Genomic DNA, 17,983 nt, shown 5'->3' with positions numbered 1-17,983 from the left:
CCGGCGCTTACTTGGCGGTGAGCGTTGCGCGCTCTTTGGCGATCAGCTGATCGGCCACTTGCAGCGCTTGCTCAGGACCACCGGCAGTGCCCAGATCGAAACGGTACTTGCCGTTGACGATCATGGTCGGGACGCCCGTGATTTCATACTTCTTGGCTAATTCTTTGTACTGGGCGATCTTGCCCTTCACGGCGAACGAGTTGAAGGTTTCCAGGAACTTGGTCTTGTCGACGCCTTGAGTGGCGACGAACTCGGCCATGTCGTTCGGATCGGTCAGGCGCTTGCCGCCTTTCTGGATGGCGTCGAACACGGCAGTGTGGACTTTCTTCTCGACACCCATGGTGTCCAGCGTGATGAACAGCTGGCCGTGGGCATCCCATGGGCCGCCGAACATGGCAGGCACGCGGATGAAGTGGACGTCGGCCGGGAGTTTTTCAATCCATGGATTGATCACGGGTTCGAACGCGTAGCAGTGAGGGCAGCCGTACCAGAACATTTCGACGACTTCGATCTTGCCTGGCTCGGAAACAGGGACGGCGCTGCTCAGCTCGACATATTGCTTGCCGGCTTCGATCGGCTCTGCAGCTTGAGCGGTCAGACCGAACAGGCTGGTGAATACCAGAGCGGCGCTGAGAATCAGATTACGCATGCTTAACTCCTGGGCATGAAAAGTCACCTCGACAGCGGCTGTTGGACCGGACGGGGTGATGTGAGTTCGCAAGTGTAACGCCTGCGCGCATAAAAAAGGGCAGCCGTTCGCTATCCTTTTTGGCCCGCCTGCACATGAAACATGTGCAAACATTTCTGATCGTCAATCCGCCTGCGACGGGGCCTGCAGCCTTAATCGAGGCTTAATGCAGACCCTGTATGTAGGCCGACAACGCGTCGATATCCTTGTTGCTCAGCTTGGAGGCGATGGAGCGCATGACCATGGTGTCGCCGTCGTTGGTGCGTTCGCCTTCGCGGAACGCGGTCAGCTGCTTCTTGACGTAGTCGGCATGCTGCCCACCCAGGTGTGGAAAACCGGCAGCAGCGTTGCCCGCTCCGTTGGGCGAGTGGCATCCCGTACACGCCGGCATGCCTTGATCCAGCTTGCCGCCACGGAACAGTGCTTCGCCTCGCGCCACCAGGTTAGGATCGGCTGCACCGACGCTGCCTTTCTGGCTGGCGAAGTAGGCGGCGATGTCCGCCAGGTCCTGCTCATTGAGGTTGTTGAGCAGACCCGTCATTTCCAGCACGACACGCTTGCCGTCCTTGATTTCGTGCAACTGCTTGAGCAGATAGCGCGGACCTTGTCCGGCGAGTTTAGGGAAGTTGGGGGCCATGCTGTTACCATCCGGGCCATGGCAGGCGCCACAGACAGCGGTTTTAGCCTGGCCCGCGGCAGGATCGCCCTTTACCGCATCAGCGGCCTGGGTGGTGCTTGAGATGCCCAAGATCAACAGCAGACTCAACAGTAATTTGTTCATCGGCTAATCCAGTACATTTTATTGTTGGAGTAAGGTTAGTCCGACTTGCGCGAACTTCATCCTGCTGACGCACAAAGCACACACAAAATCTGCGGCATTATATACTTGCGCCCATCAAACGGAAACGACACCCCGTTGCCGCACCCTTGCCGCAACGCCCTCACCGGATATCCCATGCAACTCAAGAACCCGATCCTCGGTTTGTGCCAACAAGCCAAGTTCATGCTCAGCGCCGCCAAAGTCGACCAATGCCCGGACGACGAAGGTTTTGAAGTGGCCTTTGCCGGCCGCTCCAACGCCGGCAAATCCAGCGCGCTGAACACCCTGACCCACGCCAGCCTGGCACGCACCTCGAAAACGCCGGGTCGCACGCAGCTGCTGAACTTCTTCAGTCTGGACGATGATCGGCGTCTGGTCGACCTGCCCGGCTACGGTTATGCAAAAGTACCCATTCCGCTCAAGCAACACTGGCAGCGTCACCTCGAGGCTTACCTGGGCAGCCGCGAGAGTCTGAAAGGTCTGATCCTGATGATGGACATCCGTCACCCGATGACCGACTTCGACCTGTTGATGCTCGACTGGGCCATCGCCAGCGGCATGCCCATGCACATCCTGCTGACCAAGGCGGACAAACTGACCTTCGGCGCGGCCAAGAACACGCTGCTCAAGGTGCAATCGGAAATTCGCAAGGGCTGGGGCGACGCGGTCACCATCCAGCTGTTCTCGGCACCCAAGCGCATGGGCCTGGAAGAAGCGTACACCGTGCTGGCCGACTGGATGGAACTGGAAGACAAGGCGCCTGCGGCGTAAATCGCAGGCAAAAAAAACCCCGGACTTCATATGGGGAGGGGAAGTTCGGGGTCTAAGTCCAGACCACTAGGGAGAGGTCCGGATATCTGCCAACACTTAACACAACATAGGAGCATGAGTGGTTACGTCAACCACTCGCAAACTCTGACCGGGTTTTGTCCGCGGAAGTTCAAAATCTGCGGAAATTTAATGTTGGCAGTCCAGCCCGGACCGTGATTCCGGGCGCGGCCCGCAGGAACGCGCTCCTGCGGGAAAGGCAACAAAGCGCTTAGTGCGCCTCGTCCCAGTTGCTCCCCACGCCCACTTCCACCAGCAGCGGCACGTCAAGATCGGCTGCGCCGCTCATGTGGACGCGGATGTCCTTGCTGATCTGCTCGACCAGATCCTCGCGCACTTCCAGCACCAGTTCGTCGTGGACCTGCAGAATCACCCTGGCATCAAGACCTGACGTGTCCAGCCAGCCATTCACCGCGACCATGGCACGCTTGATGATGTCCGCCGCCGTGCCTTGCATCGGCGCGTTGATCGCCATGCGCTCAGCCCCTTTGCGCAGCGCCTGGTTCTTCGCATTGATGTCCGGCAGGTAGAGACGACGCCCGAAAATCGTTTCGACGAAACCCTGCTCGGCCGCCTGAGTGCGGGTGCGCTCCATGTACTCGAGCACACCGGGATACCGCGCAAAGTACCGGTCTACATACGCTTGCGACTGTTTGCGGTCGACACCGATCTGCTTGGCCAGACCAAATGCGCTCATGCCGTAGATCAGACCGAAGTTGATCGCCTTGGCACTTCGACGCATGTCGTTCGTCACCTCTGGCAATTCGACGCCAAACACCTCGGCCGCCGTCGCACGGTGCACATCCAGGTCGTTGCGGAAGGCGTGGAGCAGCCCTTCGTCCTTGGCCAGATGCGCCATGATCCGCAATTCGATCTGCGAATAGTCCGCCGCCAGCAGCTTGTACCCTTGCGGCGCCACGAACGCCTGGCGAATCCGACGGCCTTCGGCAGTGCGGATTGGAATGTTCTGCAGGTTGGGGTCGCTGGACGACAAGCGTCCGGTCACGGCCACGGCTTGGTGATAGGACGTGTGGATCCGCCCGGTGCGGGGGTTGATCTGCTCGGGCAGTCGGTCGGTGTAAGTGCTTTTCAGTTTGCTCATCGAGCGGTACTGCATCAGCACCTTGGGCAGCGGAAACTCTTGTTCGGCGAGTTCCGCCAGCACCGCTTCTGCCGTGGAAGGCTGTCCGGTGGCAGTTTTGCTGATAATCGGCATGCCGAGCTTTTCATACAGGATCACGCCCAGTTGCTTGGGCGAACCGAGGTTGAATTCCTCGCCCGCAATGGCGAACGCCTCACGCTCAAGCTCGGTCATCTTGTTGCCCAGCTCGACACTCTGGATGCCCAGCAACTTGGCATCGACCAGCGCTCCCTGGCGCTCGATGCGTGCCAGGACCGGCATCAGCGGCATTTCGATCTCGTTCAACACCGGCGCCAGCGTCGGGATCTTGTCCAGTTTTGCTTGCAGGACTTCATGCAGGCGCAAGGTCAGGTCGACTTCCTCGGCGGCGTAGATGCCTGCCTGCTCCAGCGCGATCTGGTCGAAGGAGAGTTGCTTGGCGCCCTTGCCCGCGATGTCCTGGAAATTCACCGGCGTGTGGTCCAGGTACTTGGCGACCAGACTGTCGCGGTCATGCCGAGTGGCCGTTGAGTCGAGCACATAGGATTCGAGCATGGTGTCGAACTTCACACCCTGAACATTGATGCCCTGGCTCTGGTCGCCTCCGATGGCGCAGTTCGCCAGCAGGTTGATGGCGAACTTGGCGTGCTGGCCGACTTTGATCTTGCTCGCGTCCTCCAGCATGGGCTTGACGGCATTGAGTACCGCATCGCGGTCCAGTTGCTGCGGCACGCCCATGTAGGAGTGGGTCAACGGGATATAGCAGGCTTCGTGGGTCTTGATCGCGAACGACAGGCCGACGATTTGAGCGCGTTGCGCATCGGTACCGTTGCTCTGCACAACGAAGGCGAACAGGTTGGCGGCCTGGAGTTTCTTCAGCCAGTCGTCAAACTGAGTCTGCTCCAGAATCAGCTCATATTTGGCCTCGATAACCGGCGCAGCCTCTTCGGCAGGCGCAATCTCGGTCCCTTCCTGTTTGGCTTCACGCTGCAGGTCGTTGACCCAGCTCTTGAACTCAAGCTCGGTGTACAGCGCCAGCAAGGCTTCGCGGTCTGGCTCGCCGCAGTGCAGCGCATCCAGTTCGATGTCCAGCGGCACGTCGATCTTGATGGTCGCCAGCTGGTAGGAAAGGAATGCCATCTCCTTGTGCTCTTCGAGCTTGGCGGGCAGCGATTTTGCGCCACGAATCGCCAGGCTCGGGACCTTGTCGAGGTTCTCGTAGAGCTCTTTGAGGCCACCGTTGATACCCACCAGCAGGCCAGCGGCGGTCTTTTCACCCACGCCGGGAACGCCGGGAATGTTGTCGACTTTGTCGCCCATCAACGCGAGATAGTCGATGATGTGCTCGGGGCCGACGCCAAATTTCTCTTTCACGCCCGCCACGTCCAGCACGCTACCGGTCATGGTGTTGACCAGAGTGATGTGCCCGTCGACCAGCTGCGCCATGTCCTTGTCGCCGGTGGAGATGACCACCGGACGATCGGCGGCAGCACTGCTGCGCGCCAGGGTGCCGATCACGTCGTCGGCTTCCACGCCTTCGACACACAGCAACGGATAACCCAGGCCTTTGACGCAGTTATGCAAAAAGTCGATCTGCACGCGCATGTCGTCAGGCATGCTCGGACGATTGGCCTTGTACTCGGCAAACATTTCATCGCGGAAGGTCCCGCCTTTGGCGTCGAACACCACGGCGAAGGGACTTTCCGGATACTGTTTGCGCAGGCTCTTGAGCATGTTCAACACGCCCTTGACCGCACCGGTAGGCAGGCCCTTGGACGTGGTGAGTGGCGGCAGCGCGTGGAAGGCGCGGTACAGATAAGAAGAACCGTCCACCAGGACGAGGGGCGCGAGACTCATGTGCAGGATCAACCTTTTCGGCGGGGTCGGCGCTAGAATGCGAGGACCGTTGACGACAAAGGAGCAAGGTTATCATGCGTACACAAAATCGCTTGTTACTGCTCGCTCTGTTGGTTGCCCCGCTGATCGCGGCGGCAGCCGAAGACGAAGCCCCGTCGGCTGAACCTGACGTCACGATCCGCAAGGAAGGTGACAATTTCGTGCAGGAATACAAGGCAAACGGCTTCGTTTATGCGGTAAAAATCACGCCGAAATACGGCAAACCGTACTATCTGGTGCGCGCCGATGGCACCAGCGGTCAATTCATTCGTTCGGATCAACCGGACATGCTGATCCCCCAGTGGGTACTATTCAGCTGGTAACGCCTTACATTCACCTTTTGCTGGCAGTGTTCATATGTCCGTTTTTACTCCCCTGGCTCGGCCCGAGCTGGAAGCTTTTCTCGCCCCGTACGGGCTCGGCCACCTGCGTGATTTCCAAGGCATCGCAGCCGGAAGTGAAAACACCAACTTCTTCATCAGCATGGAAAAGGGCGAGTTCGTCCTGACGCTGGTCGAGCGCGGCCCCGTGCAGGAAATGCCATTCTTCATCGAACTGCTGGACGTGCTGCACGACGCGAACCTGCCGGTCCCCTACGCCCTGCGTACCACCGACGGGCAGGCGTTGCGCGAGCTCAAAGGCAAGCCCGCGCTGCTGCAACCGCGCCTGTCGGGCAAACACCCGACCGAACCGAACACTCAGCACTGCGCGCAGATCGGCGAGCTGATGGCGCACATGCACCTGGCGACCCGTGAAAAGCCCATCGAGCGCAAGACCGATCGCGGTCTGGACTGGATGCTGAAGGAAGGCACTAACTTCATTTCGCACCTCGGCGAAACGGAAGGCGCTCTGCTGAAGCGCTCCGTCGAAGAAATCGAGCGTCAGAAAGACAAGATCATGGCCCTGCCGCGCGCCAACGTGCACGCCGATCTGTTCCGCGACAACACGCTGTTTGAAGGGACTCACCTGACGGGCGTAATCGACTTTTACAACGCCTGCTCCGCACCGATGCTGTATGACGTCGCGATCGCCGTGAATGACTGGTGCTCGTTCGAGGACGGCAAGATCGATGCGCCGCGTGCTCGCGCCTTGCTGGGCGCCTACGCGGCATTGCGTCCGTTTACGGCGGCGGAAGCTGAGCTGTGGTCAACGATGTTGCGCGTCGGTTGCGTACGGTTCTGGTTGTCGCGCCTGATTGCAGCGCAAAGCTTTGCCGGACAGGACGTGTTGATCCACGACCCGTCGGAATTCCGCAAACGCCTGGAACAGCGCCAGGAAACGCATATTCCATTGCCGTTCGCGTTGTAAATGCATTCGCGAGCAAGCTCACTCCCACAGGGCTGGGGCCGAACAGGTGTCCGTGCATCAACCCGATCCCTGTAGGAGACGTCCGAGGTTACGAGGGCAGCGATGCGGTGTGCCAGTCACCGTTGAAGTTGCTGACCCACCGCATTCGTCGGAATGCCGCCCAGACCAAGCGCGCTCCCACAGAAGAGCGCGCTTCAATTGTAGGAGCGCGCTTGCCCGCGATAACATTTTCCCAGACGCTACAAACTCTCCAGGCACCCCGCCAGATCATCAGCCAGCTTGCTCAACAACTGCTCATACCCCTGGGCCGTGGCAGGCGTGTATCCGCCAAGCCCATCCAGCTCAGCCAGTTTCACCGGCAACCCCGCACTCAGGGTTTCGGCCAGGCGCGGGCGCAGCGGCGGCTCGCTGAACACGCAGGTCTTGCCGAAGGTTGCCAGTCGCGTGCGCATGGCGGCGACGTGCTGCGCACCCGGCTGCACTTCGCTGCTGACCGCAAACACACCCGCGTGCTTGAGCCCGTAAGCCTCTTCGAAATAATCGAAGGCTTCGTGAAACACGAAATACGGCTTGTCGGTGATGCCCGCCACGCGCTGTTTGATCTTCGCGTCCACTGCATCCATGCGTGCATCGAATGCCTTGACGTTACTCTCGTAGCGCGCCGCGTTGGCCGGGTCGGCCTGACTCAGATCGGCAGCCATTTTCGCCGCGATCACCCGCGCGTTGACCGAGGACAGCCACAGATGTGCGTCAACGCTGCCCGGACGATGGTCGTGATCATGTTCGTCAGCATCACCGTCGTCGTCATGGTGATCACTGCTCGCGGTGAAGTGGCGCAAATGCATGCCCGGCAACGACTGCACCGGCACAGACGCCTTGGTTCGTCCCGCCAGCACGCGAGGCAGGAACGTTTCCATGTCAGGGCCGATCCAGTACAGAAGGTCGACGTCCTGGACGCGCCGTACGTCGGACGGACGCAGCGCGTAGTTATGCGGCGATGCGCCCGGCGGCAGCAGGACTTCCGGCACCGCGATTCCGTCCTGCACCGCCGCAGCAATCAGCTGTAGCGGCTTGATGCTGGTGAGCACTCGAACCTCGGCCTGGGCGGGAGCAATGGAAAGAAATCCGGTGATGAATACGACAAAAAGTAAAAAAAGTCGGGACACGGTGACCACTCATGGGGGCAGGAACGGGTAACATAATAACGTCTCTCTCAAAAGCCGTCGCCGCCCATGTCTAAAACACCACTGGCCAGTCGCCCCCACGATCACTCTCATTGCGTGCACAGCGCCCTTACTGAAGCCGATACCTTGTGTGCCGGTAAAGGCCTGCGGCTGACCGCTCTGCGTCGTCGTGTGCTGGAGCTGGTCTGGCAAAGCCATAAGCCACTGGGGGCTTACGACATCCTCGCGGTCTTGAGCGAAGAAGACGGTCGTCGTGCCGCGCCGCCCACCGTGTACCGTGCGCTGGATTTCCTGCTGGAAAACGGTCTGGTGCACCGCATTGCCTCGCTGAACGCGTTCGCGGGCTGCAACCACCCGACCCACGCGCATCAAGGCCAGTTCCTGATCTGCCGCGAATGTCACGCAGCCATCGAACTGCAGCACGGGGCTATCAGTGCAGCCATCGTCAACGCGGCCAATGAAGTCGGCTTTGACGTGGAAGGCCAGACCGTTGAAGTGGTCGGTGTGTGTGCTGGCTGCAAGGCCGCCTGATGAGCGACGCACTGATCCGCCTGAAGGACGTCAGCGTCACTCGTGCCGGCCAGAGCGTGCTGGAGAACATCCAGCTGAGCGTCAGTCCCGGCGAGATCGTCACCCTGATCGGCCCTAACGGCGCGGGCAAGACGACGCTGGTGCGCGCCGTGCTCGGATTGCTCAAGCCTGATTCAGGCGATGTCTGGCGCAAACCCAGACTGCGCATCGGCTACATGCCGCAAAAGCTCCATATAGACGCCACGCTGCCGTTGTCCGTCCTGCGATTCCTGCGCCTGGTGCCGGGTGTCGACCGGGACACCGCGCTCGCGGCCTTGACCGAAGTCGGCGCCGAAAAAGTCATCGACAGTCCGTTGCAGGGTATTTCAGGCGGGGAAATGCAACGGGTTCTGCTGGCCCGTGCACTGCTGCGACAGCCTGAGTTGCTGGTGCTCGATGAGCCCGTGCAGGGCGTCGACGTTGCAGGCCAGGCCGAACTGTATGCGCTGATCACCCAATTGCGTAACCGTCATCAGTGCGGTGTGCTGATGGTGTCCCACGATTTGCATCTGGTGATGAGCACCACCGACCAAGTGGTCTGCCTGAACCGTCACGTCTGCTGCTCCGGCCACCCGGAACACGTGAGCAACGACCCGGCGTTCGTCGAGCTGTTCGGTCAGCACGCGCCGAGCCTGGCGATCTATCACCACCACCACGACCATGCGCACGACCTGCACGGTGAAGTGTGCCAACCCGCGGTTGCGCACGATCACCGTCATGATCCTGCGCCAGCACACACGCCCCCTCACAACCATGACCACGGAGACAGCTGCAAGCATGGCTGATTTTCTGCTCTATGCCTTGCTCGCAGGACTTGCTCTGGCGATCGTCGCAGGCCCGTTAGGCTCGTTCGTGGTCTGGCGTCGTATGGCGTATTTCGGCGACACCTTGTCCCACGCCGCCTTGCTGGGCGTGGCGCTGGGCTTTTTGCTGGACATCAGCCCGACCATCGCGGTGACGGTGGGCTGCCTACTGCTCGCGATTCTGCTGGTGACCCTTCAACAACGTCAGCCACTCGCCTCGGACACGCTGCTGGGGATTCTCGCGCCCAGCACGCTTTCACTGGGGCTCGTCGTACTGAGCTTCATGCGCGAAGTGCGCATCGACCTGATGGGCTATCTGTTCGGCGACCTGCTGGCGATCAGCCCGACTGATCTTTCGTGGATCCTGGGCGGCAGCGCGGCGGTGCTGGTGCTGATCTGTGCGCTGTGGCGGCCGCTGCTGGCCATCACGGTCCACGAAGAACTGGCGACGGTCGAAGGGCTGCCGGTCGCGGCCCTGCGCATGACACTGATGTTGCTGATCGCCGTGGTCATCGCGGTGGCGATGAAAATCGTTGGCGTACTGCTGATCACATCCTTGCTGATCATTCCGGCGGCTGCGGCACAACGTCACGCCCGCTCGCCCGAGCAAATGGCGTTGGGCGCGAGCATCATTGGTGTGCTTGCAGTCTGTGGCGGGCTCGCGCTGTCCTGGTTCAAGGACACCCCGGCAGGCCCGTCCATCGTGGTCTGCGCCGCCGCGCTGTTTTTGCTGAGCTTCCTTTTACCCAAGCGGTAGAACCTTGGACTGGAAGAACAGTCATACTCCGCAATAATTGAATGGCGGCAATATGCAATGATTCGGTACAGCGCCGCCGATGGTGATCAGTTATTTTCGGTGCAAGGCACTTATGTGTAGACTTGCTCGTTTTTTGCGCAAATAGAGAATCGCAGGAATGAAGCCGTTCGCATCCCGTTATCTGCTGCTTGCTGCATTTTCCACCTTGTTGGTCGCCTGCCAAAGCAAGCCCGTCGAAGAGCCCGCGCCTGTCGCGGCGCCCGATGCGTATCAGCAACTGGATCAGAATATTGCCAGCAGCGAATTGGCCACCGCTGAAGATCAATTGGCCGCTTTGCAGAGCAAGAACCCTGACGACCCGCGCCTGGAGCAGTACCAACGTCAACTGGCCGAGGCGTATTTGAGCCGCAGTCAGATTGTGCTTCAAAAAGGAGACGTCAACGCCGCCGCCACCGCCCTGAGCCGTGCGCGCGCACTCATGCCCAAAGCGCCTGCGTTAACCAGCGGCGTGAATGGCGCGATCGCCAATGCTCGCAAGGCCGAACTCGACAAGGCTGAAGCCGATTTGCGCGCGGCTGAGGCCAGGCGCACTGCCAAGGTCATCGACCCGACCGTGGAAAGCACGACGATCAAGTTGAACATTGCCGATTCAAGGCAATTGCGTCGCCAACTGAACGACATCGCCGCCGATATCGCTGCGTTCAATTGCGAAGTGACCGTTCAGGTGCCCCGCACGGATGACTACCCTTGGCTGGCAACGTTGCTGACCAAGCGCGTCACGAAGATCAACCCGGACTTCGAGTTGCAGATGCAGCGTGAGATCGAGAAAACCGAGCCTGCGCAGATCATCCTGAAACCCGCAAAGCTCTGATCAGATTCTGATCAAAAGAAAGGCGTTGCCCTCACGGGCAACGCCTTTTTATTTGGATGCGTAAACGCTTTGTAGGAGCCGGCTTGCCGGCGAAAGCGGCGGGTCCGTCACCTGATGAGTCACAGACCGGTCGCGTTCGCCAGCAAGCCGGCTCCTACAGTTTCGCGGTGAATGAGCCCACCGCGATTGACCTTAGGCCGGAATCGCCTTGGCCTTCGGCTCCCGCGCCCAAACTCGATGCTGCTTCATTGCATCGAAGAAGGCACCTAACGATTTGCTGTCCGAGACCGCCAACAATCCCGCATCCGGGTCCAGGTGCAGCGTGTCGATCAGCTGTTTGGCATCTGCGGCATAAGCGATCGCCTTGAGGTGCTTGTAAGCTTCCAACACGTAATGCAGCGCCACGCCGTTACCGCTCAAGGCTTTCACGGAAGCCGCGCCACCTGGGATGAACACCGCATCGAACGCGATGGACGGCAGGCCTTCCGCCGAGGCATCGACGGCCAATGTACCGCCGCCCGCTGTCTTCACCGGCGCCGAGGTTGGCCCAAGCACCTTGGCATGAGCCGACTCGGCTTCCAGCGCCGCCTTCATGGCGGCAACGGCTTTCTCGTCCACGCCGTCAGCAACCAGAATCGCCACTTTGCGTGAGGCAATATCGCCCGGCAGCAGGTTGGCCTGACTCAGCAATGGCGACTGATCCACCGTCGGTTTGCCAGTCTTCTGAGGTTTGACGGTCGGACCTTTTGGTGCAGGCAACCCGAGGTTTTCGGCGACCCGCTTGGCCAGGGTCATGTCGATGTTCGCCAGAATCTCATTCACCTGACGGGCGCGAATGTGCTCGCGCTCGACTTTGCCAAGCTCGAAGCTGTACGCCGCGATGATGTGCTCTTTCTCGTGCTCGCTCATGCTATTGAAGAACAGGGTGGCTTGGGAGAAGTGATCGCCAAACGACGGACTGCGCTCACGCACCTTGTGCGCTTCAACGCGCTCCTGATACGTCTCGAAGCCGCCATCTTGCGGACCGGCCGGTGTTTCTTTCGGCCAGCCACCGTCAATGGAGTTTGGCTCGTAGGACGCACGGCCCTTGTCGATGGTCATGCGATGCTGAGCGTCGCGCTGACCGCTGTGGTTTGGCGATACCGGGCGGTTGATCGGGATCTCGTGGAAGTTCGGGCCACCAAGACGGCTGATCTGCGTATCGGTGTAGGAAAACAGACGGCCCTGCAGCAGCGGGTCGTTGGAGAAGTCGATGCCTGGAACCACGTGGCCCGGGCAGAAAGCGACCTGCTCGGTTTCGGCAAAATAGTTGTCGGGGTTGCGGTTGAGCACCATTTTGCCCAACGGCGTCACTGGCACCATTTCCTCGGGAATGATCTTGGTCGGGTCGAGCAGGTCGAAGTCGAACGTGTGCTCGTCTTCTTCAGCGACGATCTGCACGCCCAGTTCCCACTCTGGATAGTCACCTGACTCGATGGACTCCCACAGGTCACGACGGTGGAAGTCCGTGTCCTTACCCGCAAGTTTCTGGGCTTCGTCCCAGAGCAGCGAGCAGGTGCCGTACTTGGGTTTCCAGTGGAATTTCACAAACGAGGATTTACCCTCGGTGTTGATCATGCGGAAGGTGTGAATGCCGAAGCCCTGCATGCTGCGCAGGTTTTTCGGAATCGCCCGGTCCGACATCGTCCAAAGCACCATGTGCGCGGATTCAGGGACCAGCGAGACGAAATCCCAGAAGGTGTCGTGGGCCGAGCCGCCGGTGGGGATCTCGTTATGCGGCTCGGGTTTCACGGCGTGCACGAAGTCTGGAAACTTGATCGCGTCCTGAATGAAGAACACGGGCATGTTGTTGCCGACCAGGTCGTAATTGCCTTCGCCTGTGTAAAATTTGACCGCAAATCCGCGCACGTCACGCACCGTGTCGCCGGAACCGCGTGGGCCCTGCACTGTGGAGAAGCGCACGAATACCGGGGTTTTCTTCCCCGGATCACGCAGGAATTCGGCTTTGCTCAGCGCTGAATGGTTCTCGTAGCTCTGAAAGTAACCATGGGCGGCGGTGCCACGTGCGTGAACGATGCGCTCCGGAATGCGCTCATGGTCAAAATGCGTGATTTTCTCGCGCATGATGAAGTCTTCGAGCAGCGACGGGCCGCGGTTACCGACCTTTAACGTGTTCTGGTTGTCGGAGACTTTCACGCCTTGGTTGGTGCGCAGGGCCTGACCGGTCGCGTCTGAACGGAACTGCTCAAGACTCTCGAGCTTCTCGTTCGTGTTGCCTCGATCCAACGTATCGGTGCCGGCCAGGTCACTCTTGGATGTCGGACTTACAGGTGCTGGTTTCTTCGTAGCCATCAGTCTAAAACTCCTCGGTTCAGGCGGCTCTTTCTCGTTCTTCCATAGGCGAAAGGCGAAATAAGCTCGTTAAGCAAGGATTTCCCGGACAGAAGACACGGGAAATCGCGACGCTTATTAAGTGACTGAGGGAAAAAATGGCCGTTCCGTGTTTTTTCTGACCTTTGGTCTAACGTTGCTTCAGCCAAGGGCAGGCCAACCGAAAATGGCGTTATGACCATTCGGCAGGTGATCCGCTAAATAAATGCTAAGAATTCTGGGCCCAACCTTGGCCCGACAGGCTAAAATGCGCGCCCGGTTTATCCAGCCGAGGCGATAAACGGCCGAAATGGCATCGCCCAGCAGTGTGTTCGAGCTTTCCTCACACCCTGTTTTTTCTACCGCGCCCCCACAAGGTTCGCTAAGTGATCGAGTTTCAAAACGTCCATAAAACCTATCGGGTCGCCGACAGGGAAATCCCCGCGCTGCACCCGACCAGCTTGCGGGTCGAAGACGGCCAGGTGTTTGGCCTGATCGGCCATTCCGGTGCGGGTAAAAGCACCCTGTTGCGCCTGATCAACCGCCTGGAAGCGCCAAGCGGCGGCAAGATTCTGGTCGATGACGTCGATGTCACCGCCCTGGATGCCGATGGCCTGCGTGGCTTTCGCCGACAGGTCGGGATGATTTTCCAGCACTTCAACCTGCTGTCGTCCAAGACTGTCGCCGATAACGTCGCCATGCCGCTGACCCTGGCCGGGGACATGTCCCGCGCCCAGATCGATCAGCGAGTGGCCGAACTGCTGGCCCGCGTCGGGCTGTCCGACCACGCCAAAAAGTACCCCGCGCAATTGTCCGGCGGCCAGAAACAGCGCGTCGGCATCGCTCGCGCGCTGGCGACCAAGCCGAAGATCCTGCTGTGCGACGAGGCCACCAGCGCCCTCGACCCACAAACCACGGCGTCGGTCCTGCAATTGCTGGCCGAGATCAACCGGGAGTTGAAGCTCACCATCGTGCTGATCACTCACGAGATGGACGTGATCCGTCGCGTCTGTGATCAGGTGGCGGTGATGGACGCCGGGGTGATCGTCGAGCAAGGCCCCGTGGCCGACGTGTTTCTGCACCCCAAGCATCCGACGACCCGACGCTTCGTCCAGGAAGACGAACAGGTCGACGAGAACGAACAGAACACCGACTTCGCTCATGTTCAGGGCCGTATCGTGCGCCTGACCTTCCAGGGCGAAGCGACCTATGCGCCGCTGCTGGGGACGGTCGCGCGGGAAACCGGCGTGGACTACAGCATCCTGGCCGGCCGCATCGACCGCATCAAGGACACTCCTTACGGGCAACTGACGCTGGCCATCACGGGCGGCGACATGGACGCTGCGTTCGCCCGCTTCACCGCGGCTGACGTCCACATGGAGATCCTGCGCTGATGGACACCCTGATCAATCTGTTTTCCAACGTCGACTGGTACGAAATCTGGGTTGCCACTGGCGATACCCTGATCATGCTTGGCGTGTCACTGGCCTTCACCGTGCTGCTGGGCCTGCCGCTCGGCGTGCTGATGTTCCTCACCTCGCCGCGTCAGTTGCTCGAGAACAAGCCGGTCTATGCCACCGTCGGCCTGATCGTGAACATGCTGCGGGCTTTGCCGTTCATCATCCTGTTGATCGTGATGATGCCGCTGACCGAAATCATCACCGGCACCTCGCTGGGGATTCTCGGCACGCTGCCGCCGCTGATCGCAGGCGCCACGCCGTTCTTCGCGCGTCTGGTCGAAACAGCATTGCGGGAAGTGGATCGCGGCATTATCGAAGCGATTCAGGCGATGGGCGCCACAACCCGTCAGATCATCGTCAAGGCGCTGCTGCCTGAAGCCCGTCCGGGCATTCTCGCGGCGATCACGGTGACGGCGATTGCACTGGTGTCCTTCACCGCGATGGCGGGCGCCGTGGGTGCTGGCGGTCTGGGCGATCTGGCGATTCGTTACGGATACCAGCGCTTCCAGAACGATGTGATGTTCGTAACGGTCGTATTGCTGCTGGTGCTGGTGCAGATCCTGCAAACCGTGGGCGACAGACTGGTCGCGCATTTTTCGCACCGTTAATTGAATTCGCCGGTCGTAGATCGGCAAATGCGCGCCACACCGCGCGCATTTCAAGGAGTAGAACCCATGAAAAAACTGTTGGCCGTATTCGCTGCCGTGGCTGCCTTTTCCGCCCACGCCGATGAAACCCTGACCGTTGCCGCCACCGCGGTGCCGCACGCCGAGATTCTCGAATTCGTCAAACCGACGCTGGCCAAAGAAGGCGTGACGCTGAACGTAAAGGTCTTCAACGACTACATTCAGCCAAACGTGCAGGTCGATCAGAAGCGCATGGACGCTAACTTCTTCCAGCACCAGCCGTACCTGGATGAGTTCAACAAGGGCAAAGGCACACATCTGGTGAGCGTGGCCAAGGTTCATGTCGAGCCTTTCGGTGCCTACTCGGACAAGATCAAGAACCTCGCCGACCTGCCTGATGGTGCGACCGTCGCGCTGCCGAACGACGCCACCAACGAAGGCCGCGCACTCCTGCTGCTGGTCAAGGCCGGCCTGATCACCCTGAAAGACCCGAACAGCATCACTGCCAAGCCAAGCGATGTGCAGCAGAACCCGAAAGCGCTGAAATTCCGCGAGCTGGAAGCGGCCACGCTGCCACGCGTGCTGACTCAGGTGGACCTGGCGCTGATCAACACCAACTACGCGCTGACCGCCAAGCTTGATCCGACCAAGGACGCGCTGGTCATCGAAGGCCAGGAGTCGCCGTACGCGAACATCCTGGTCACCCGCGAAGACAACAAGGATTCGCCGGCCATCCAGAAACTGGTTGCCGCGCTGCACAGCCCGGAAACCAAAGCGTTCATTCTTGAGAAGTACAAAGGGGCGGTGGTTCCGGCGTTCTGATCAGAACCTCGCGACACCGCTTTGACTGATCATTCCCACGCTCCGCGTGGGAATGCCGATCAGGCCGCTCTGCGTCCACTGTGACGCGGAGCGTCACGAGATGCATGCCCACGCGGAGCGTGGGAACGATCAAAACAGGTCTGGCATCTGCCACACCATGTGTAGCGAACAATCCCCCATTACTTCCTTTCAACCAACCCCGGCAACTGCGCGATCAGCTTCTGGTTGTTCAGCGGCGCGCGGATGAAACCGCGTTGGGTGCCGTCCGGACCGAGGAGGGCGAGGTTGCCGCTGTGGTCGACCGTGTAATTGGGCTTGCTGGTGTCGGCTGGAATAAACGGAATGCTCACCGCATTGGCCAGTTTCTGGATGCTGTCCACCGGCGCGGTCAGGCCCACGAACTGTTTGTCGAAGTAACCCAGATACGTTTTGAGCTGCTGCGGGGTATCGCGGTTGGGATCGACGCTGACCAGCACGATACGCAGTTTGTCGACGGTTTCTTTCGGCAGCTCACTCTTGATCTGACGCAGCTGGGCGAGGGTGGTCGGGCAGATGTCCGGGCAGAAGGTGTAGCCAAAGAACAGCAGCGTCCATTTGTCCTTCAACGAGCCCAGCGACACCGGCTGGCCGTCCTGGTCGACCATTTTCAGATCTGGCACATTGCGGCTTTGCGGCAACAGAATCACACCCGCGTCGATCAGCGCAGTCTGGTCGCCCTGACCCTTGCCCGACAGCACACGGTTAACGGTAAGGCCCAACACCACCGCTACGATGGCCACGAGAATAAAGACGGTCTTTTGCGTTCGGGTCATAAATTCAACACTAGGTAGTGATCTACGAGCAGCGCGATGAACAGCAGCAGCAAGTACCAGATCGAGTACTTGAAGGTGTGGATCGCGGCGTGCGGCCGGCTGCCACGGTACAACACCAGAGCCCAATGCAGAAAGCGAATCCCCAGTAGGCCAGCGCAGATCAGGTAAAGCATGCCACTCATCTTGATCACGAACGGCATCAGGCTCACGGCCAGCAACACGCAGGTGTAGAGCACGATGTGCAGCTTGGTATAACGCTCGCCGTGCGTGACCGGCAGCATCGGGATGTCGGCCTTGGCGTATTCCTCTTTTCGATGGATGGCCAGCGCCCAAAAATGCGGCGGCGTCCAGGCGAAGATGATCAGCACCAGAAGCAAGGGCTCGGCGCTGACGTGCCCCGTGACGGCGACCCAGCCGAGCAGCGGCGGCGCAGCACCCGCCAGCCCGCCGATAACGATGTTCTGCGGTGTCGCACGCTTTAAAAAGCCGGTGTAGATCACGGCGTAGCCGAGCAGCGAGGCAAGGGTCAGCCAGGCGGCCAGCGGGTTGGTGAACGTCAGCAGCAACGCCTGACCGACGATCGCCAACAGAGCGGCGAAGGTGAGGGCGGCAGCAGGTGAAACACGCCCTTCGGCGATGGGCCGTCTGTGCGTGCGGGCCATCAAGGCATCAATGCGTCGGTCGACCACATGATTGACCACCGCCGCGCCGCCGGCACACAGCATGATCCCCAGATTGCCGAACAGCAGCACCGCCCACGGCACGCCGGCACGGGTGGCGAGGAACATGCCCACTAGCGACGTGATCAGCATCAGCACCAGGACCTTGGGCTTGGTCAGCTCCAGATAGTCCCGCCACAGCGCCTGGCGATGCTGCTCGCCGGTTGCGGTTGTCATGTGTTTCCTCCTGTCGAAACTACGCGAACGATGTAGGAGCGTGGCTTGTCCCACGACCGCGCCGGGGTCCCGTCCGACGAGCCCCGTCGTCAACCCTGCTCACCCGGTGTGACAGACTCACCGCATTTACCGTATTTACTGCCGCTTCGCGA

At 60.1% G+C, this 17,983-nt stretch carries 17 protein-coding genes; 10 read left to right on the top strand and 7 right to left on the bottom strand.

Going from position 1 to position 17,983, the window contains the following annotated elements; all coding sequences use genetic code 11:
- Positions 1–7: 7 nt before the first annotated feature.
- On the bottom strand, positions 8–649 hold the full coding sequence (locus BLS87_RS27210; RefSeq protein WP_074757562.1) for a thiol:disulfide interchange protein DsbA/DsbL: 642 nt from the start codon (positions 647–649) through the stop codon (positions 8–10).
- Between the two features lie 202 nt (positions 650–851).
- Positions 852–1,469: a c-type cytochrome gene (locus BLS87_RS27205; protein ID WP_074757560.1), complete on the bottom strand. Its 618-nt coding sequence runs from the start codon at positions 1,467–1,469 to the stop codon at positions 852–854.
- A 174-nt stretch (positions 1,470–1,643) separates the two neighbouring features.
- Between BLS87_RS27205 and yihA the strand changes: the two genes are divergently transcribed.
- Entirely contained in the window at positions 1,644–2,279 is a 636-nt protein-coding gene (gene yihA / locus BLS87_RS27200; RefSeq protein WP_062386430.1) for a ribosome biogenesis GTP-binding protein YihA/YsxC, read from the top strand.
- Between the two features lie 268 nt (positions 2,280–2,547).
- Here yihA and polA read toward each other — a convergent pair whose 3' ends face one another.
- A complete protein-coding gene (gene polA / locus BLS87_RS27195) occupies positions 2,548–5,313 on the bottom strand; it encodes a DNA polymerase I (protein WP_074757558.1) in 2,766 nt (921 codons plus the stop codon).
- A gap of 74 nt (positions 5,314–5,387) precedes the next feature.
- On the opposite strand from polA, the gene BLS87_RS27190 reads away from it, so the two are divergent.
- Both BLS87_RS27190 and BLS87_RS27185 read left to right on the top strand, forming a co-directional pair.
- Positions 5,388–5,675 carry a DUF2782 domain-containing protein gene (locus tag BLS87_RS27190; RefSeq protein WP_074757556.1) on the top strand — a complete coding sequence of 96 codons (288 nt, stop codon included), beginning with the start codon at positions 5,388–5,390 and terminating at the stop codon, positions 5,673–5,675.
- A gap of 34 nt (positions 5,676–5,709) precedes the next feature.
- A complete protein-coding gene (locus BLS87_RS27185) occupies positions 5,710–6,660 on the top strand; it encodes a homoserine kinase (RefSeq protein ID WP_074757554.1) in 951 nt (316 codons plus the stop codon).
- A gap of 239 nt (positions 6,661–6,899) precedes the next feature.
- Here BLS87_RS27185 and BLS87_RS27180 read toward each other — a convergent pair whose 3' ends face one another.
- Positions 6,900–7,826: a zinc ABC transporter substrate-binding protein gene (locus BLS87_RS27180; protein ID WP_208605206.1), complete on the bottom strand. Its 927-nt coding sequence runs from the start codon at positions 7,824–7,826 to the stop codon at positions 6,900–6,902.
- A 66-nt stretch (positions 7,827–7,892) separates the two neighbouring features.
- On the opposite strand from BLS87_RS27180, the gene BLS87_RS27175 reads away from it, so the two are divergent.
- From BLS87_RS27175 to BLS87_RS27160, 4 genes are all read left to right on the top strand, one after another.
- A complete protein-coding gene (locus tag BLS87_RS27175) occupies positions 7,893–8,375 on the top strand; it encodes a Fur family transcriptional regulator (RefSeq protein WP_074757550.1) in 483 nt (160 codons plus the stop codon).
- On the top strand, positions 8,375–9,199 hold the full coding sequence (znuC, locus tag BLS87_RS27170; protein WP_074757548.1) for a zinc ABC transporter ATP-binding protein ZnuC: 825 nt from the start codon (positions 8,375–8,377) through the stop codon (positions 9,197–9,199). Before BLS87_RS27175 ends, znuC begins: the two co-directional genes overlap by 1 nt.
- A complete protein-coding gene (gene znuB / locus BLS87_RS27165) occupies positions 9,192–9,974 on the top strand; it encodes a zinc ABC transporter permease subunit ZnuB (RefSeq protein WP_074757546.1) in 783 nt (260 codons plus the stop codon). Before znuC ends, znuB begins: the two co-directional genes overlap by 8 nt.
- A 157-nt stretch (positions 9,975–10,131) precedes the next feature.
- The gene (locus BLS87_RS27160; protein WP_074757544.1) at positions 10,132–10,845 is read left to right on the top strand and encodes a PA5502 family lipoprotein; all 714 of its coding nucleotides are present in this window, start codon (positions 10,132–10,134) and stop codon (positions 10,843–10,845) included.
- A gap of 192 nt (positions 10,846–11,037) precedes the next feature.
- Here BLS87_RS27160 and katE read toward each other — a convergent pair whose 3' ends face one another.
- Positions 11,038–13,197 (bottom strand): catalase HPII, encoded by a 2,160-nt coding sequence (gene katE / locus BLS87_RS27155; RefSeq protein ID WP_074757542.1) that lies wholly within the window; start codon positions 13,195–13,197, stop codon positions 11,038–11,040.
- Positions 13,198–13,601: 404 nt separating this feature from the next.
- Between katE and BLS87_RS27150 the strand changes: the two genes are divergently transcribed.
- The 3 genes from BLS87_RS27150 (at position 13,602) to BLS87_RS27140 (ending at position 16,123) form a co-directional block, all read left to right on the top strand.
- Entirely contained in the window at positions 13,602–14,609 is a 1,008-nt protein-coding gene (locus tag BLS87_RS27150; protein WP_074757541.1) for a methionine ABC transporter ATP-binding protein, read from the top strand.
- Entirely contained in the window at positions 14,609–15,283 is a 675-nt protein-coding gene (locus BLS87_RS27145) for a methionine ABC transporter permease (RefSeq protein ID WP_062386400.1), read from the top strand. The genes BLS87_RS27150 and BLS87_RS27145 overlap by 1 nt, the downstream gene beginning before the upstream one ends.
- 66 nt (positions 15,284–15,349) lie before the next feature.
- Positions 15,350–16,123 carry a MetQ/NlpA family ABC transporter substrate-binding protein gene (locus BLS87_RS27140; RefSeq protein ID WP_074757539.1) on the top strand — a complete coding sequence of 258 codons (774 nt, stop codon included), beginning with the start codon at positions 15,350–15,352 and terminating at the stop codon, positions 16,121–16,123.
- 179 nt (positions 16,124–16,302) lie between these two features.
- Here BLS87_RS27140 and BLS87_RS27135 read toward each other — a convergent pair whose 3' ends face one another.
- Both BLS87_RS27135 and cyoE read right to left on the bottom strand, forming a co-directional pair.
- Positions 16,303–16,935, bottom strand: a complete 633-nt coding sequence (locus BLS87_RS27135) for an SCO family protein (RefSeq protein ID WP_074757537.1) — start codon at positions 16,933–16,935, stop codon at positions 16,303–16,305.
- Positions 16,932–17,831 carry a heme o synthase gene (gene cyoE / locus BLS87_RS27130; RefSeq protein WP_074757535.1) on the bottom strand — a complete coding sequence of 300 codons (900 nt, stop codon included), beginning with the start codon at positions 17,829–17,831 and terminating at the stop codon, positions 16,932–16,934. The genes BLS87_RS27135 and cyoE overlap by 4 nt, the downstream gene beginning before the upstream one ends.
- Positions 17,832–17,983 lie beyond the last annotated feature (152 nt).

It is taken from the genome of Pseudomonas abietaniphila (genome assembly GCF_900100795.1).
In the GTDB taxonomy this organism is placed as follows: domain Bacteria; phylum Pseudomonadota; class Gammaproteobacteria; order Pseudomonadales; family Pseudomonadaceae; genus Aquipseudomonas; species Aquipseudomonas abietaniphila.
The sequence above is the reverse complement of the archived record's forward strand: the minus strand, read 5'-3'. Positions and strand labels throughout refer to the sequence as shown.

Coding starts and splice junctions, on each gene's coding strand:
- BLS87_RS27210 (WP_074757562.1), bottom strand. CDS start 649: ATGCGTAATCTGATTCTCAGCGCCGCTCTGGTATTCACCAGCCTGTTC.
- BLS87_RS27205 (WP_074757560.1), bottom strand. CDS start 1,469: ATGAACAAATTACTGTTGAGTCTGCTGTTGATCTTGGGCATCTCAAGC.
- yihA (WP_062386430.1), top strand. CDS start 1,644: ATGCAACTCAAGAACCCGATCCTCGGTTTGTGCCAACAAGCCAAGTTC.
- polA (WP_074757558.1), bottom strand. CDS start 5,313: ATGAGTCTCGCGCCCCTCGTCCTGGTGGACGGTTCTTCTTATCTGTAC.
- BLS87_RS27190 (WP_074757556.1), top strand. CDS start 5,388: ATGCGTACACAAAATCGCTTGTTACTGCTCGCTCTGTTGGTTGCCCCG.
- BLS87_RS27185 (WP_074757554.1), top strand. CDS start 5,710: ATGTCCGTTTTTACTCCCCTGGCTCGGCCCGAGCTGGAAGCTTTTCTC.
- BLS87_RS27175 (WP_074757550.1), top strand. CDS start 7,893: ATGTCTAAAACACCACTGGCCAGTCGCCCCCACGATCACTCTCATTGC.
- znuC (WP_074757548.1), top strand. CDS start 8,375: ATGAGCGACGCACTGATCCGCCTGAAGGACGTCAGCGTCACTCGTGCC.
- znuB (WP_074757546.1), top strand. CDS start 9,192: ATGGCTGATTTTCTGCTCTATGCCTTGCTCGCAGGACTTGCTCTGGCG.
- BLS87_RS27160 (WP_074757544.1), top strand. CDS start 10,132: ATGAAGCCGTTCGCATCCCGTTATCTGCTGCTTGCTGCATTTTCCACC.
- katE (WP_074757542.1), bottom strand. CDS start 13,197: ATGGCTACGAAGAAACCAGCACCTGTAAGTCCGACATCCAAGAGTGAC.
- BLS87_RS27145 (WP_062386400.1), top strand. CDS start 14,609: ATGGACACCCTGATCAATCTGTTTTCCAACGTCGACTGGTACGAAATC.
- BLS87_RS27140 (WP_074757539.1), top strand. CDS start 15,350: ATGAAAAAACTGTTGGCCGTATTCGCTGCCGTGGCTGCCTTTTCCGCC.
- BLS87_RS27135 (WP_074757537.1), bottom strand. CDS start 16,935: ATGACCCGAACGCAAAAGACCGTCTTTATTCTCGTGGCCATCGTAGCG.
- cyoE (WP_074757535.1), bottom strand. CDS start 17,831: ATGACAACCGCAACCGGCGAGCAGCATCGCCAGGCGCTGTGGCGGGAC.